11 protein-coding genes are annotated in these 16479 nt (G+C 70.7%); 1 reads left to right on the forward strand and 10 read right to left on the reverse strand.

Features of this window, described 5'->3' with window-relative positions:
- Positions 1 to 32: 32 nt before the first annotated feature.
- The 6 genes from OG898_RS02010 to OG898_RS02035 all read right to left on the reverse strand — a co-directional run bounded on the left by OG898_RS02010 (position 33) and on the right by OG898_RS02035 (position 7527).
- A complete protein-coding gene (locus OG898_RS02010) occupies positions 33 to 1820 on the reverse strand; it encodes an ABC transporter ATP-binding protein (protein ID WP_250742914.1) in 1788 nt (595 codons plus the stop codon).
- A 2-nt stretch (positions 1821 to 1822) separates the two neighbouring features.
- The gene (locus OG898_RS02015) at positions 1823 to 2884 is read right to left on the reverse strand and encodes an iron-siderophore ABC transporter substrate-binding protein (protein WP_266954605.1); all 1062 of its coding nucleotides are present in this window, start codon (positions 2882 to 2884) and stop codon (positions 1823 to 1825) included.
- A 106-nt stretch (positions 2885 to 2990) separates the two neighbouring features.
- Positions 2991 to 3836: an ABC transporter ATP-binding protein gene (locus OG898_RS02020; RefSeq protein ID WP_266954607.1), complete on the reverse strand. Its 846-nt coding sequence runs from the start codon at positions 3834 to 3836 to the stop codon at positions 2991 to 2993.
- Between the two features lie 40 nt (positions 3837 to 3876).
- The gene (locus OG898_RS02025) at positions 3877 to 4962 is read right to left on the reverse strand and encodes an iron chelate uptake ABC transporter family permease subunit (protein WP_250742917.1); all 1086 of its coding nucleotides are present in this window, start codon (positions 4960 to 4962) and stop codon (positions 3877 to 3879) included.
- Complete coding sequence (locus OG898_RS02030) at positions 4959 to 5954, reverse strand: iron ABC transporter permease (RefSeq protein WP_250742989.1); 996 nt, start codon at positions 5952 to 5954, stop codon at positions 4959 to 4961. Before OG898_RS02030 ends, OG898_RS02025 begins: the two co-directional genes overlap by 4 nt.
- Before the next feature lie 202 nt (positions 5955 to 6156).
- Entirely contained in the window at positions 6157 to 7527 is a 1371-nt protein-coding gene (locus tag OG898_RS02035; protein ID WP_266954609.1) for a lysine N(6)-hydroxylase/L-ornithine N(5)-oxygenase family protein, read from the reverse strand.
- 263 nt (positions 7528 to 7790) lie between these two features.
- Here OG898_RS02035 and OG898_RS02040 point away from each other — a divergent pair, with 263 nt between their 5' ends.
- Positions 7791 to 8738, forward strand: a complete 948-nt coding sequence (locus OG898_RS02040; RefSeq protein ID WP_250742919.1) for a methionyl-tRNA formyltransferase — start codon at positions 7791 to 7793, stop codon at positions 8736 to 8738.
- 97 nt (positions 8739 to 8835) lie between these two features.
- Here the strand turns inward: OG898_RS02040 and sbnB are convergent, their stop codons facing one another.
- From sbnB to OG898_RS02060, 4 genes are all read right to left on the reverse strand, one after another.
- The gene (sbnB, locus tag OG898_RS02045; RefSeq protein WP_266954612.1) at positions 8836 to 9942 is read right to left on the reverse strand and encodes a 2,3-diaminopropionate biosynthesis protein SbnB; all 1107 of its coding nucleotides are present in this window, start codon (positions 9940 to 9942) and stop codon (positions 8836 to 8838) included.
- Complete coding sequence (locus OG898_RS02050; protein ID WP_266954614.1) at positions 9939 to 10940, reverse strand: TauD/TfdA family dioxygenase; 1002 nt, start codon at positions 10938 to 10940, stop codon at positions 9939 to 9941. The genes sbnB and OG898_RS02050 overlap by 4 nt, the downstream gene beginning before the upstream one ends.
- A 55-nt stretch (positions 10941 to 10995) precedes the next feature.
- Positions 10996 to 13521, reverse strand: coding sequence for an amino acid adenylation domain-containing protein (locus OG898_RS02055; RefSeq protein ID WP_266954616.1), 2526 nt, complete (start codon positions 13519 to 13521; stop codon positions 10996 to 10998).
- Positions 13522 to 13585: 64 nt separating this feature from the next.
- Positions 13586 to 16183, reverse strand: a complete 2598-nt coding sequence (locus OG898_RS02060; protein ID WP_266954618.1) for a Pls/PosA family non-ribosomal peptide synthetase — start codon at positions 16181 to 16183, stop codon at positions 13586 to 13588.
- Positions 16184 to 16479 lie beyond the last annotated feature (296 nt).

Here is a 16479-nt window from a genome sequence, read left to right on the forward strand (position 1 = left end):
ACGAAGGCTAGCCTAACCTAAATTAGGGTGACCTAACTAGCGTCTCTCCAGGCCCGCCAGAGTCGCGCGTAACGGCCGCCCAGGGCCACCAACTCCTCGTGCGTGCCCTGCTCCACGACGCGTCCCGCATCCAGCACGGCGATCCGGTCGGCGGCCACCGCCTGGGTCAGCCGGTGGGCCACGAACAGCGTGGTCCGCCCGGCGCAGGCGGCCAGCACGGCCCGCTCCAGCTCGGCGGCGCCCTCGCTGCCCGCCTCCGCGGTCGACTCGTCGAGCACCACCACGGGCGCCCGGCCCAACACCAGCCGGGCCAGGGCGACCTGGGCCACCTTCGTACCGTCCAGCCGGGCACCGCCCTCGCCGACCGCGGTGTTCAGCCCCTCGGGCAGCGCATCGACCCACTCGGCCGCCCCTACGGTGCCCAGCGCGGCCAGCAGTTCGGCGTCGGTCGCCTCCGGCGCGGCCAGTCGCAGGTCGTCGGCGAGCGGCCCGGAGAACACGTGCGTCTCCTGGGTCAGGATGCTCACCAGCGCCCGCGCCGCGGCCTCGTCGAGATCGGCGAGGTCGGTCGACCCGATCCGCACCGACCCGGCCTCCGGGGTCCCGATGCCGGCGATGAGCGCGGCCAGGGTCGTCTTGCCGGCGCCCGTCGCGCCCACCAGGGCCAGCGAGCCGCCCGCCGGGATCGTCAGGCTGACATCGCTCAGGACCGGTTCCTCGGCTCCGGGGTAACGGAACGTCAGCCCCTTCACCGTCACCGGGTACGGCTCCTCGCCCGCCGGCGCGGCGGTCGCATCGCCCACCAGCCGGTCCTCCGTGGACTCCGCCAGCACCCCGACGAGCCGGGTCAGGCTCGCGCCCGACTTCTGGGCCTCGTCGAAGGTGAACATGATCGCGCCCAGCGGGGTGAACAGGCGGTGGAACACCAGCGGCGCCGCCGCCACTTCACCGAGGCTGGCCGAGCCGGTCTCCAGCAGGGCGTAGCCCACCACGAGGATCAGCACCAGGCCGATGAACTCCGCGCGGTTCTCCCGGCCGACGAACCGGCCGAAGAAGTGGAACACCTCGATGCCGAGGTCCCGCACCCGCCGCGAATCCTCGGAGACCTTCTCGCGGAAGGCCTCCTCCAGGCGGTGCGCCCGTACCGTCTCGATGCCGTTCAGGCCGCTGATCAGCGCCTGTGCGCGCTCGGCCTGGGCCACCGCGCGCTTGCGGTAGAGCGGGGCGGAGCGGGGCAGGTACCAGCGCAGGGCCAGCGCGTAGGCCGGCAGCGCACAGGCGCCGGCCAGGCCGAGCCGCCAGTCGAGGCCGAACATGCCGATCGTGGCGATGGCCACCAGGACCCCCGCGGAGAACACCGTGGGGATGGCCGAGCGGATGCCCTTGGACAGGACGGCGACGTCGTCGCCGACCCGGGAGAGCACGTCTCCGCGGCCCACCTGCTCGACCCGGGCGCTGGGCATGCCCAGGACGGCCCGTACGGCGCCTTCGCGCAGGTGCGCGAGCAGGTCGGCGCCGAGCCGCCCGATCAGGTAGGCGGACAGGGCGGTGGCCGCCGCGCCGAGCAGGGCGGCGGCCACCATCCACGCCCCGATCGTGACCAGGACCGAACGCGGTTCGCCCCCGGTCACTGCGTCGACCACCCGGCCGAGCAGCAGGACGGGGAGCATCTGCAGAGCCGCCCCGGCGACCGTGCTGAGTACGGCGCCGGACGTCAGCCAGGGCATCGTGCGGCAGTTCGCCGCGACCCATCGGGCTGCTTCGCGTCCGGACGTCGTACGCAGGGTTGCCGGGGCGACCCGAATGTCCGTGGTGCTCACACCTAGCCGACCGACTTGACGAGCTCGTCGATGGCGAACGGCAGGGCGGGCAGGGTGGCCTGGGACATGGCCGCACCGGCCGCCGGGCCCTCGCTGTCCAGCAGGTAGGACACCTTGTTGGCCTTGGTGACCTTCAGGTTGGCGAAGAGCTCGGACTTCTTCAGCGCGTCCGTGTCGGCCTTGTCGTTGATGACGAAGACGCGGTCGACGTCGATGAGGTTCATGCGCTCCGGGGAGAGCGCGAAGGAGAACTTGCCGTCCGAGATCTTGTCGATCTCGGTCTGGCCCTTGAAGCCCATGCCGGTCAGGAGCTGACCGCGCACGTCGGTGGTGGTGAAGGGGTTGACCGCGTCCTTGTACCAGGACACCGCGACGGCCGTCTGGGTGGCGAACTCGGGGTGCGCCTTCTTGACCGTGGCGAGCTTGTCCTGGATGCCCTGGATCATCGCCTTGCCCTCGGCCTCCTTGCCGACCGCCTTGGAGATCTGGAGGGCGTTGTCCGACCACGGAGCGCTGAAGGGCTCCTTCTCGGCCTTGGTGCGGCCGACCGTCGGGGCGATCTTCGAGAGCTTGTCGTACGCGGCCTGGTCGATCTCGGAGTAGACCGCGATGATCAGGTCTGGGCGCAGGGACGCGATCTTCTCGAAGTTGGGGCCGGCGTCACCGTTGTTCATGATGACCTCGGGCTTGGTCTCGCCCCACTTGTCCTTCACCCAGGGCCACTGGGTGTTGATGTCGGGGCTCTGACCCGCCGGGTTCGGGTACTGGTCGACCATGCCGACCGGCTTGATGCCGAACGCGAGGACGTTCTGGTCGTCGGTGTAGCCGACGGTGACGACGCGCTGGGGGGCCTTCTTGACCTCGGTGGAGCCGAAGAAGTGCTCGACGGTGACGGGGAACGCACCGTTGGCGGCCGGGGCGTTGGCGGCGTCGTCCTTCTTCTTGTCCTTGTCCGCCGTCTCGGAACCGCAGCCGGCGAGGACGCCTACACCGAGGGCCGCTGCGGACACGGTCGCCGCAAGCTTCAGCCAGGGCTTGTTACGTGTCGTTCGGTCGAGGAGCATGCGGGATCCCTTGCTTTCGTGCTGTCCACTGCGGCCCCACTTAGGGCAGGCAAACCGTACCCCGGGGAAGTGAGGTAAGCCTAGCCTAAGTGGTAACGCTCTGGTTTCAGCTGCCCGCACTCTGGACATGGGTCCGCCCGATCGGCACGACGAGCGGCCGGTCCCCCACCGGATCGTCAATCACCATGGCACGCAGGCCGAATGCCTCGTGCAACAGCTCGGCGGTCAGCACCTCGCGCGGGTGACCCTGCGCCAGGACCGAACCGGCCTTCATCACGATCAGGTTGTCGCTGTAGCGCGCGGCCAGGTTGAGGTCGTGCAGCACCATGACCACGGTGCATCCCGACTCGTGCAGGTCGTCGACCAGGTCGAGCACGTCGACGGCGTGCGCCAGGTCCAGATAGGTGGTGGGCTCGTCGAGCAGCAGCAGGTCGGTCCCCTGAGCGAGGGTCATCGATATCCACACGCGTTGACGCTGCCCCCCGGAGAGGGCGTCGACGGGACGGTCGGCCAGGTCGGCCACCCCCGTCATGGCCAGCGCGCGCTCCACCACGGAGGCGTCGTCCGAGGACCACTGGCGCAGCCAGCTCTGGTGCGGATGCCGGCCCCTGGCGACCAGGTCGGCCACGGTCAGGCCTTCCGGCGCGACCGGCGCCTGGGGCAGCAGGCCGAGCTTCTTCGCCACGTCCCTGGTCCGCAGCCGGGCGATGTCCTCGCCGTCCAGGACGACGGATCCGCTGGTCGGCTTGAGCAGCCGCGACAGGGTCCGCAACAGGGTGGACTTGCCGCACCCGTTGGGGCCGATGATCGTGGTCACCACACCCGGCGGGATCGACACGTCGAGCGCGTCGATGACGGTCCGATCGCCGTACCCGACCGTGACGCCCTTGGCCGCCAGCCGCGGAACGCCATCGGCCCCGGACCGGCCCTCGGTGATGTACTGAGCGACCACGGCTCCCCCTCTATTTAGGCTTGCCTAACCTTTCTATCACCTAGCGGCGGTTCGCCCGCACCAGGAGGTAGATGAGGAAGGGGCCGCCGATCGCGGCGGTGACCACGCCGACCGGCAGGGCGACCGGCAGCGCCGTACGGGCGACCAGGTCCGAGCCGATCAGCAGCAGCGACCCCACCACGGCGGACGCCACCAACGGCGGCGTCGGGGACTTCGTCAGACGGATCGCCACCTGCGGCGCCACCATGGCCACGAACGGGACCGGCCCCGCCGCGCTCACCGCGAAGCCGGCCAGGAGCACCGCGCACAGCAGCAGGACGGCCCGTACCAGCGCGTACCGGACGCCGAGGCCCGCGGCCACGTCGTCGCCGAAGTGCAGCGGCTTGAACTGGAAGGCCACGCACGCCACGACCACCGCGAGGGCGAGCGTGCCCCAGAGGGCCACCGACACCTCGTCCCACGAGCGGTTGTCCAGGGAGCCGACCAGCCACGCCTGGGCCCGCGCCACGTCCCTGATGTCGGCGGTGACCAGCAGCCAGGTCGTGAGCGCCTCCATCACGGCGCTCACGGAGAGGCCGATGAGGATGAGCCGGAAGCCGTCGACCCCGCGCCGCCACGCCATGAAGTACACCAGCAGGCCGGTGCCGAGGCCGCCCGCGAGCGCCGCCCCGGACAGCCCCACGGAGCTGACGACGGCGGCCGTGGCCCCGCCCGACACGGTCACCAGGCACACCGCGACCGCGCTGGCGCCTCCGGTGATGCCGAGGATGTCCGGACTGGCCAGCGGATTGCGGGCGATGGACTGGGTGATCGCCCCGGACATGCCGAGCGCGATGCCCACGACGAGCCCGGCCAGGGCCCGCGGCATGCGCAGATCCATGATCACGAACTGGTCGACCTGCTCGCCCCCGCCGAAGAGGGTGGCGACCACCTGCGAGAGACCGAGGGGGAAGTCCCCCACGGCGATGGACAGGCAGAACACCAGGAAGACCGCCGCCATCAGCAGCAGCGTGACCAGCACGATCCTGGGCCGCCAGACGAACGACATGCCGCCGAGCCGCACACCCGGCGCCACCGAGGGCTTGCCGTCGGGCTCCCGGGCGGGCTTCACCACTGTCACGTTCATGCGCTCTTGAACTTTCCCCGCCACACCAGGACCGCGAAGAACGGGGCGCCGAGGAGAGCGACGAGGATGCCCGCGTCCAGCTCTCCCGGCCGCACCACGACGCGTCCCACGATGTCGCAGACCAGAAGGACGACCGCGCCGAGCAGACCCGCGTACGGCACCAGCCAGCGGTAGTCGGGCCCGGCCAGATAGCGGGCCACGTGCGCCACCATGAGGCCGAGGAAGGCGATGGGGCCGCACGCGGCGGTCGCCGCGCCCGCCAGCAGCGTGATGGCGATGATGCCGACGGTCCGGATCAGCGTGATGTTCACGCCCAGTCCGCGCGCCACGTCGTCGCCCAGGTTCAGCAGGTTGACGGAGGGCAGGGTGGCCAGCGCCAGGACCAGCCCCACGACGATGAAGGCGGTCACCGGCCAGATGACGTCGAAGCCGACGCCGGCCACCGACCCGGCGTTCCAGAACCGCAGGGCGTTCAGCGCCGCCTTGTCCGTCAGCGCGACCGCCGTGGTCATCGCCATCAGGAACACCGTGACCCCCTGCCCGGCCAGAGCGAGCGTCAGCGGATTGCCCGCGCCCCGGCCGATGCTCGACAGCCCGAACACGACGACACCGGCGAGGGCGGCGCCCAGGAAGGCGAACCAGACGTACTCGAAGGGGTCCGTGAGTCCGAGCAGGGCGATCGCCGACACCACGGCGAACGAGGCGCCGGTGTTCACCCCGAGCAGGCCGGTGTCCGCGATGGGGTTGCGCGTGTACCCCTGGATCAGCGCTCCGCCCACGCCCAGGGCGATGCCCGCCACGACCGCGAGGACCGTACGGGGCACCCGTACGGTCCTCATGATGAGCCGGGCTTCGGAGAGCTTCTGGTCGGGGTCCGGATCCGCGAAGAGCCCGTGCCACGCCTCGGCCGGGCTCAGCGCCCGCGCGCCGACGGCGAGGGAGACCAGCGCCGCGGCCACGAGGAGCGCGAGGAGGGCGACCAGACCCACGATCCGCCGCCGCCGGGCCTGCGCGACGACCCGGGACGGCGCCGGGCGCCCGACCGCGGGCGGACCGCCGGCGGGGAGGCGAGTACCAGTGGGCACGGACGTTCCTTCGGTATGGGACGGGGGTGATTGCACACTACTGCCGCACCTCGGGGGCGAGTACGCCCGGGAAGCACGGCAGTGGGTGGGTGTGCGCGGGTGGGGCCGGTCAGACGGCGGGCTGGCGGGCGCCGCCGCCCGCTCCCCCGTGTCCGACCGGACGGGCCTGGTCGGGCACGGACTTGAGGTTCCGGTCGAGGATCGAGTCGAGTATCTCGCCGACCCGTACGGCGGTGTTGGACAGCAGGGAGGAGGTGATGCCGTGCGTGTGCTCGGTTCCGCCCTGGAGGTAGATGCCGCAGCTCAGTTCGAGGTCGGTCGCCACCCGGTAGTCGCGCTCGACGCGGACCCGACCCTGCTCGTCGCGGTGGCAGCGGTCCGCGACCTCGCCGAGCAGGCCCAGGCCGTCGGCCTGCTGATACCCGGTGGCGCACACCACGACGTCGGCGTCGAGCACGCTCTCCTCGCCGGTGACGAGGGACTTGATGCTGGCGCGGACCCCGTCGGCCGTCTCCTCCACGCCCGTCAGGCGCGAGACGTTCAGGAAGCGCAGCCGCTCGGTGCCGAGCACCTTCTCCTGGTAGGACTGCCGGTACAGGTCGTCGATGAGGTCGATGTCGACCACGGAGTAGTTGGTGTTGCCGTGGTAGCCCATCAGCCGCTGCTTCACGTCCTCCGGGGCGGTGAAGTACTCGTCCACCGCCTGGGGGTCGAAGATGCGGTTGGCGAAGCTGCTGTCGTCCGCGGGGCTGTAGCCGTAGCGGGAGAACACCGCGCAGACCTCGGCCTGCGGGAAACGGCGGTGCAGGTAGGCCACGTTCTCGGCGGCGCTCTGGCCGGCGCCGACCACGACGAAACGGGTGGGCTCGGCACCCTCCAGCCCGTCGATCTTCGTCAGCAGGTCGGTGTTGTGCCAGACGTGCTCGGTCCGCTCGACGCCCTCCGGCATGACCGGGCGCAGACCGGTGGAGATGACGAGGTTGCGGGCACGGTGGACGACGACCTCGTCGCCGGAGCGCGCCGTCACGTCGAGGTACTCGACCACGCCGTCACGCACCACCGGCTCGACGGAGACGACCTGGTGGCCGTACGAGACCATGTCGTCGACCTTGGCGGCGGCCCACTCGAGGTAGTCGTGGAACTCGACGCGGAGCGGGAACAGGTTCTTGTGGTTGACGAAGTCGATCAGCCGCCCCTTCTCCTGCAGGTAGCAGAGGAAGCTGTATTCGCTCGTCGGGTTCCGGAGCGTCACCAGGTCCTTCATGAAGGACACTTGCATCGTCGCGTCGTCGATGAGCATGCCGCGGTGCCACCCGAAGCGGGGCTGCTGCTCGAAGAAGTGAGCGGTGACCGCCTCTTGCCTTCCGACGCGCACGTTGTGCTCGCTGAGCGCGATCGCCATGGCGACGTTCGACGGCCCGAAGCCGATACCGATCAGGTCGTGGATCAGTGGTGCGTCGCCAGGAAGAGCCTGTGACATGTCACTCCCATTTGGTGCGGGACAGCCGCCTGCCAGGCGTCGTGTCAGGGGTGGGGGAAAGGGGGAGTCCAGGCGCACCGGTGACCGGCAGCCGAGTGGAACTTAGGTAAAGCTAACCTGATCTGGACGACCTGTCGACCAGACAAACCACCCAAATCCCCCACACCTGGGTCAATCAAGCCCAGAATCGGGGCTGTTGCGCTGTTAGGTAAGCCTTGCTTTACTTACCTTTGCTTATTTCGCTCTTCCGAGGAGGAACCCCGATGCGGGTCGTCATGTTCGGCTATCAGACCTGGGGCCATCGCACCCTGAAGGCGCTCCTGGACTCCGAGCACGACGTCGTGATGGTCGTGACCCACCCCAAGAGCGAGCACGCCTACGAGAAGATCTGGAGCGACTCGGTCGCCGACCTCGCCGAGGAACACGGCGTCCCGGTCGTCATCCGCAACCGCCCCGACGACGAGGAGCTGTTCCAGCAGCTCAAGGAAGCCGACGCGGACATCCTCGTGGCGAACAACTGGCGCACCTGGATCCCGCCGCGCATCTACACCCTGCCGCGCCACGGCACCCTGAACATCCACGACTCCCTCCTCCCGAAGTACGCGGGCTTCTCCCCCCTCATCTGGGCGCTCATCAACGGCGAGCCCGAAGTCGGCGTCACGGCGCACATGATGGACGAGGTCCTCGACGCCGGCGACATCGTCGTGCAGCACTCGATCCCCGTCGGCCCGACGGACACGACCACGGACCTGTTCCACAGGACGGTCGACCTGATCGCCCCGGTGACGATCGCCGCCCTCGACCTGATCGCCTCCGGCAAGACCGACTTCACCAAGCAGGACCGCTCCCAGGCCACCTTCTTCCACAAGAGGGCCGAGGAGGACATCCGCATCGACTGGTCCTGGCCCGCCGAAACCCTGGAACGCCTGGTCCGCGCCCAGTCCGCCCCGTACCCGGCCGCCTTCACCTTCCACAAGGGCAAGCGCCTGGAGATCCTCACGGCCGTCGTCTCCGAGTCCCGCTACGGCGGCACCCCGGGCCGCATCTTCTACCGCGAGGGCGAAGGCGTGGTCATCGTCGCCGGCCCGGACGCCCACACGGGCCACAACCACGGCCTGTCCATCACGAGCGTCCGCACGGAAGACGGCACGGAACTCCCGGCGTCGGAGTACTTCAAGTCCATGGGCGGCTACCTGACTTCCCGCCCGTAACGCTCAACACCCCTGATCCCCGCCCCGCCCAGGACGGTCCCCGGGCGGGGCGGCCGTCGTCCCGGCGCGGAGCACCCTTCCGCGTACGACGGCCAGCTCATCCGTGCCGGCTCAGTTCGTGGAAGAAGTCCTCGATGACGTGCAGCTGCCCGGTCCCGACGGCCTCGTCGTAGACGTGCTTGCCCACGGCGAGGTCGAGTACGCCCAGGCCGAACGGTGAGAACACCACCGGCCGGTCGTGCGGCACCGCCGCTCGGCCGGTCGTGACGTCGTGCAGCGTGCCCGTCAGGAAGTCCCGGTTGCCGGTGAGCTGTTCGGCCAGGTGGGGTGAGGTGTCGGCCTTGAGGCAGTGCTCGACGTCGTCGACGACGTTGGCCGAGCCGAGCAGGATCTCCGGGGCGAGGTCGCGCAGCGACACGTGCAGGACCAGCGGGTTGTGGTCGAACCACGCCGGATCGGTGATGTGCGGCCGGCCCGCGACGGTGGCGAAGACGAGCAGGTCGCTGGAGCGGATCAGCTCCTCGGGGCCGTCGTGCAGGGTGATCCGGGTGGGCGCACCGGTCGCCCGCAGGTAGTCGTGGAAGCCGGCCGCGCTGTCGGCGGAGGTGTCGTACACGCCGACTTCGTCGAAGGACCAGCCGGTCGCCGTCAGGAAGGTGTGGATGTAGCGGGCGATGAGGCCCGTTCCGAAGAATCCGACGCGGGCCGGCCGGGTACGGCGGCCTCGGCTGAGCGTGGCGGCCGCCGACGCGGCCATCGCGGCCGTTCGGGTGGCGCTGATGATGGAGCTTTCCAGGCAGGCGAACGGGTAGCCGGTGTCGTGATCGTTGAGGATCAGCACCGCCGAGGCCCTGGGGATGCCGGCCTGCACGTTGTCGGGGAAGCTGGAGATCCACTTGATGCCGTCCACCCGCGCCCGTCCGCCGATCGATGCGGGCAGCGCGATGATGCGGGCGGTCGGGCGGTCGGGGAAGCGCAGGAAGTACGACGGCGGGTTCACCGACTCCCCGGTGCAGTGGAGGGCGTAGGTGTCCTCGATCAGCTCCGTGATCCGCCGTTCCCGGCCCTGGAGGGTCTGCTGGACCTGGGCTCCGGAGATCACGGCGAACGGAGGCACGGTGATCGGGGGCACGGTCACCGGGGGTGCGGTCACCGGGGGTGCGGCGGTCCCGGACCGCTCGGGGGCGGGACCGGACCTGGTCATCGGGTGCTCCCCTCGGAGGCCGGAACCGGAAGGTGCGGGCCGCCCATGGCGACGAGGACCTCGCGGGGCGGCTCGAACGGTTCCCGGCTGTGGGCGGTGCGGATGTTGTCGATGAGCATCAGGTCGCCGGACTGCCACGGCTCACGGACGGTGTGCTCGGCGTAGACCGTGTTGATCAGCTCGACGACGTCCTCGCCGATCGGGTCGCCGCCCCCGAAGCGGGTGTTGAACGGCAGGGCCTCGGGGCCGTAGACGTCGACGAGGTACCCCCGCACCTCGGGCGCCAGCGTCCACTCGTTGAGGAACGCGATCTGGTTGAACCAGCAGCGCCGGCCGGTGACCGGATGGCGCACCACGGCGGGGCGGCGCTGGCGGGTGCGCAGGCTGCCGTCGCCCTGCCAGGCGAACTCGATGGCGTTGGCCCGGCAGTGCTCCTCGACGGCCGACCGGTCCTCGGTGCCGAACACCTCGGTCCACGAGGCGCCGATGTCGTCGTTGTAGGTACGGGTGAGCAGCCAGCCCTCCTGTTCGAACCGCTGGACGAGCTCCGGCGGCAACGCGTCCAGGACGGCGGCGGAGTCCGCGAGGCCGGTGGCGCCGCCGGTGGCGGGGGCCGTCAGGCAGGCCAGCAGGAGCAGACCGGGAGGGCGGTGGGTGTAGCTGAGCTCGTGGTGCATGCACATGGGCTGGTTGGCCGGCCACACCGTGGAGGAGTACACGCCGGGGGCGTAGGTCCGACGGGGTGCGAAGGCTTCGGTGTCGGCCATCAGAGCGGGTGCCAACCGGCCGAAGACCGAGCCCACTTGCCCGGCGTCGCGCAGGCCGAGCCCGCGCACGAGTACGGCGCCGTGTTCGGCGACCAGACCGTGCAGGGTGTCCCGGTGTCCGGCCGCCCAGGCCGCCGGATCGGCCGGGGCGGGGGCGGGGACGTGCAGTACCGGGGGCCGGCCGGGGTGAAGGTCTTCCAGGGGCATCGGGGCGGGGCTCGTGAATGACATGGTCCTTGTCCTTTTCGGTGGTGCTGCGGGTGGGGAGAAGAAGGGATGTGGGTGGTCAGGGGGAGGCAGGCCGGGCGGTGGGACACGCTGGGGATGCGGTGTCCAGGAACCGGGCCAGATCCGTGAGGACGGGGTGGCGGATGACGTCGGCCGGGGACACGGCGCGGTCCAGGGTGATGGCGAGCCGCACGGCCGACAGGGAAGTGCCGCCCCGGTCGAAGAAGTTGTCGCACCGGCCGATCCGGCCTTGCGGGATGCCGAGCACGCTCGCCCAGGCGGCCGCCAGCCGCTGTTCGGCGGGCGTGTTCGGCCCCTGTACCTCGTCCTCGACGGTGTGCAGGTGCGCGGCCAGCTCCGTCAGGGCCTTCCGGTCGATCTTGCTGTTGGCCGTCAGCGGGAGGCTTTCCCGCCAGTGGATGGCCGAGGGGACCATGTACCCCGGCAGCGACGCGCCCAGCCGGTCCAGCAGGCCCCCGGCTTCGAGCGGGTGCGGAGCACTGTAGAACGCCACCAGGTGGCTGCTGCGGTCGGGCCGTTCGGCGACCACCACGGCGCTGTCGCGGACGCCGGGGGCGCGCAGCAGGGTGTTCTCGATCTCGCCGGTCTCGATGCGGAATCCGCGGATCTTGACCTGGTTGTCGCGGCGGCCGAGGAATTCCAGCTTGCCGTCGACCCGCCAGCGGCCGACGTCGCCACTGCGGTACAGGCGCTCGCCCGCACGGTGCGGATCGGCGAGGTACGTCGGCCGGGTGCGCTCGGGGTCGTTGACGTAGCCCCGGCCGACGCAGACCCCGGAGAAGGCGATCACGCCGGGCGCTCCGAGCGGCACCGGGTCGAGGTGCTCGTCGACGACGTAGAGGTGCACGTTGTTGACGGGCCGCCCCAGCGGGACCCGGTCGGTGTCCGGTGTGTGGTCCATGACCTCGTGGTTGGTGTCGTCGCTGGTCTCGGTCAGCCCGTAGGCGTTGACGAGCTTGATGTGGGGCTGGACGGTGAACCAGCGCTGGACGAGTTCCCGCTTCAGCGCTTCTCCCGTGGCCGACACGTACCGCAGGTCCGGCAGCGGCCGGGGGTGCTGCTCGAGACGGGACACGACGACGTCGAGGTAGGAAGGGACGACCTGCAGCACGGCGACCCGGCCGCGGGCAACGGTGTCGACGAACCGTGCGGCGTCGAGGATCGCCTCCTGCTCGATCAGCAGCGTCCGCCCGCCGACCAGCAGGGGGGCGAGCAGCTGCCACAGCGAGATGTCGAAGCACTGGGGCGCGATCTGGGCCACCACCTGCCCTTCGCCGATCTCCAGGTCGTCGATCTTGGCGTAGAGGTGGTTGAGCATGCCCTCGTGCTCGCACATGGCGCCCTTGGGCTCACCCGTCGAGCCGGAGGTGAAGTAGATGTAGGCCAGCTGGTCGGGTGCGACGTCGATCCCGAGATCGGTCCCGGAATGCTCCCGGCCGTAGGCGGTGTCCGCGGACACGGTCCGCACCGCGGGCCGGGAGGCGAGGGCCTGGTGAAGGGTGGGGGTGGCGGCCGGCCCGGTCATCACGAGTTCGCATCCGGCCCGGGCCAGCATGGCGTCGATGCGTTCGGCCGGCAGGTGCGGCTCGACGGGCAGGTATGCGCCGCCCGCCTTGAAGACGGCCAGGACGGCTGCCAGCCAGTCCAGGTTCCGCTCCATGGCCACCGCGACGACCCCTTCACGGTGCAGTCCGTGCGACCGAAGGGCGCGGGCCAGCCGGTTGGCGCGCTCGTTGAGCTCCTGATAGGTCCACGTCCGGTCGGCGCACTGGGCGGCGACGGCGTCCGGGTGCTGCCGTACGCGCTGCTCGAACAGCTCGTGCACGCGGCGCTCGGGCAGGTACCGGCGCGGCCCGGCAAGGCCGTGGAGCTGGAAACGGAGCTCCTCGGCCGATATCAGGCTCCGACCCGCGTGGTCGGCATCCGGGTCGGCGGCGATCAGGGCGAGCGCAGCCAGGTGGTATCCGGCGATCCGGGCGGCGCAGTCCGCGTCGAGGATGTCGGTGCGGTAGCGCAGGCGCAGCCACATCCGTCCGTCGTTGTGGTGGGTGATGCCCGTCCACAGCGCCGTGTCCCCCGTGTGCGCCGCGTCCGCGGCCGGGATGCCGTCCGTGCCGTTGGGGTCGAGCACCGTCTCGAAGGGCGCTTCCGTCAGGCCGAGTTCGCGCCCGAGCTCGTCGACGGGGAAGTCCTGGTGGGCCAGGAGCTGCGCGATCGCATGGCGGGTGTCCAGCAGCAGGCTCCGCCACGAGCCGGGGCCGGCCGTCAGCCTGCACGGCAGCGGCCGGCCGCCGGCGGCGACGTAGCCCGTGGTGACCTCCTGTTCGCCGCTCAGCACGGCCAGCACCTTCGCGTGGGCGGTCAGCAGCACGCAGCCCAGCGGCAGGGCCAGGTCGTCTGCCAGCCGGCGCAGCGCCGTCGTCTGGGCGGCGGGGACCGGCGCCTCGAACTCGGCCACGCCCGCCACCGGCACCCGGGTCCAGCGCGGAAGGGGCGCGAAGCCACTGCCGGCGGCCAGGACGCCGTGCCAGAACTCTCTGCTGGTGGATGCGTTGAGTGCCATGAGGAATCCCTCTCCCGTACTGGTTGGGGTGGTGGTGTGGTCGGTCGTCAGACGCGACGCTGCGTCAGATGCTCTGGTTCAGGAAAGTCGCGGGGGCGTTGTCGGGCAGCGGCCGGGCCGGGTTCCCTGCCCACCGGGCCCGCCCTGGGACCTGCTCGCCCTTCATGAGGAAGGAGTCGCAGGCGAGTTCGACGCCGTCCGCCAGCGTCACGCCGTAGTGGACGAACGCGCCGACACCGAGGGTGCAGCCGTCTCCGATCGTGGTGCGGTCGGACTTGAAGGCGCCGTCCTCCTGCGAGTGGCACTGGACCACCGTGCCGGCGTTCAGCGTGCAGTCGTCGCCGATGGTGACGAGGGTCCGCTCCGGGAAGAAGCAGCCGTCGTCGAAGACCCGCTTGCCGATCCGCGCGCCCAGCAGGCGCCAGACGAGGTTCTTGAACGGGGTCCCGTCGAAGGCCTGCATATAGGGGACGGAGGCCGCCTTCCAGTAGCGCTCGTGCCGCCAGAACGGCTGCTCGTAGATCGAGCAGTACAGCGGTTCCTGGTCCTTGAACCCGGTGGTGGCCCGTTCGATCAGCGCGAAGTGGACGACGGTGAACAGCGTGCCGAGGACCGCGGCCAGCGCGAACGCCGACGCGCCCAGCGAGGGGTACAGGGCTGCGGCGCCGAGGCCGAGGAGACTCAGGCCGAAGATGTGGATCCACCGCGCCGTCAGGTACAGCCCCGCCGTGACGGCGTTGTGCCGGTTCTTGGCGGCCAGGCGCCGGCGCAGCTCGCTGCCGCTCTCCAGCTCCTGGAACCGGGTGTCCCGCAGCACCGTGCGCGGAATGGCGAAGGAGGGCGAGCCCAGCAGGCCCACGTTCTCCCGTACTTCTCCGTCGACCGGGACCATCACCTTCGTCGCCAGCAGACAGTTGTCACCGGTCTTGGCCCTCGCGGGATAGGCGATGTGGTTGCCGAGGAAGCTGTGGGCGCCGATCGAGACCCGGGACAGTCTGAACGACGTGCTGGAGTACTCGGCGTTGATGACCGACAGGCCGTCGGCGACCATCGTGCCGCTGCCCACCGAGCTCAGGAACGGGGTGTCCTGCTTCATTTCGCTGCCGAAGTTCGAACCGGTCTGCGTGACGCGGGACAAGTCGTAGCCGAGGTAGCGCAGGTAGTGGACGATCGCGGAGCTGTCCCCGAACAGCATCGCGAAGAGCTTCCTGTTGGTCAGGAGCGCGATGGCCCGCTGCAGCCCGTACTGGAAGCCGTAGAGCGGATGGACCGTGTCCGGCTCGACCGCCAGGTTGAGCAGGCGGGGCACCACGCCCTGGACGACCAGCCCGGCGAGAACGGCGCCGAAGAACAGCACGAAGGACGCGGCCAGTGCACCCAGGTAGAACGTCCCGCTGGTGAACGCCGACGTCCCGGCCTGCGGCGTCGGCGTGTGCAGCTGCGGCAGTGCGGCCAGCAGCACGGTGACGCCTCCGGTGGCCAGCGGCAGGTACACCAGCGCCAGGGCGAGCAGCTGCCCGGCGGTGTAGCGGACCTTCCTGGCGGTGGAGCAGTCGACGGGACCGACCGTACGGAAGTCCGTGCCGGTGGGCTCGGCCGGTGACCCGTGCCGGCGCTCGCCGGCGGGGACCGCCTGACCGGCGTGCAGGCTGGAGGCGTGCCCGAGCTGGGCCCGGCTGCCCATCGACGTGTGGATGTCGAGGACGGTCTGCTCGCCGACGAGGACCTCGTCGCCGAGGGTGACGGGGCCGGTCTGGATGACACCGGCGTGTGCCCGGTAGCAGGAGAAGAGCACGTCCTTGCGGATCACCGTTCCGTCACCGATCGTGAGCAGATCGGTACAGACGGGGACGTGCGTGGAGAAGACCGCCACGTTGCGCCCGATCTTCGCGCCCAGCGCCCTCAGGTACGCCACGTACACCGGCGATCCGACGAACAGGCGGGCGGGACTCGTCCGGATCAAGGTCTTGACCAGCCACCAGCGCACGTAGCCGAGGCTCCAGACGGGGAACTCGCGGGGCGTGAAACGTCCGATGAGGGTCCACTTCGCCACGATCGGCACCAGACACAGACCGGCGAAGCCGGCGCTGCCCACCAGTACGGACCGCAGGTAGCCGTCGAGCACGCCGGCACCGGCACCGATCCACTCCACGCCGCGGACCGCGGCCAGGGCGGCGAGGTAGGAGTAGCCGAGGAACGCCAGGAGCTGCAGCATGCCGCACAGCAGGTACTGGCCGGTGCGCGCCCGGGCAGCAGACCCGGAGGGCTCGGAAGACGCGGAGGACGCAGTGGCCACGGGCTCGGAGGCCATGGGCCCGGAGGCCACGGGCTCGGCCCGGGTGAGCGCGGCGGCCAGGCTGTCGACCGTGGGATGACGGTAGACGTCCTTCATCGACACGGGCGGCAGGTCCGCCCGCTTCCGCACGCGGGCGCAGAACCCTGCCATCACCAGCGAGTCGGCGCCCAGATCATCGAAGAAGTTGCTGTCGCCCGGTACCCGGTCCACACCCACGACGCCGGCCAGCACCTCCGCGAGGAGCCGCGCGGTCTCGGCCGCCGGGCCGCCGGACGTGCCGGGTGACCGGTCTTCGGACGCGCTGCCGGAAACCGGAGGCGTCGAGGTGCCGGGCGGGCCGGCCGTCGGGGTGTGGGCGGATGTCATGGGGGTCTCCTCGGATTGCGCCGTCGGACGGTGCATCCGGCATCGAGGCCCCACGCCTTCGAGGGTGGACCGCAATGCCGCCCCTCCAGTAGGCCCGGCCGGGAGGGGCCCGTCATGCCGCTGAATCTCGTGGCTTGACACCGCGCGTCCGCCACTCCGAGCGACCGAGCGACGGACGGAGCCGGGCTCCCCCGCCGCGGCTACCCCTGATCACGTCCGGCGTCAAGCCCCGAGATCCGGTGGCATGACAGGGCCGCGGTCACCCGGCGTACTGAAGGGGTCCCGAAGAGCGCGAG

Origin of the sequence: Streptomyces sp. NBC_00193, from assembly GCF_026342735.1 — a bacterium.
Lineage (GTDB): Bacteria > Actinomycetota > Actinomycetes > Streptomycetales > Streptomycetaceae > Streptomyces > Streptomyces stoeckheimensis.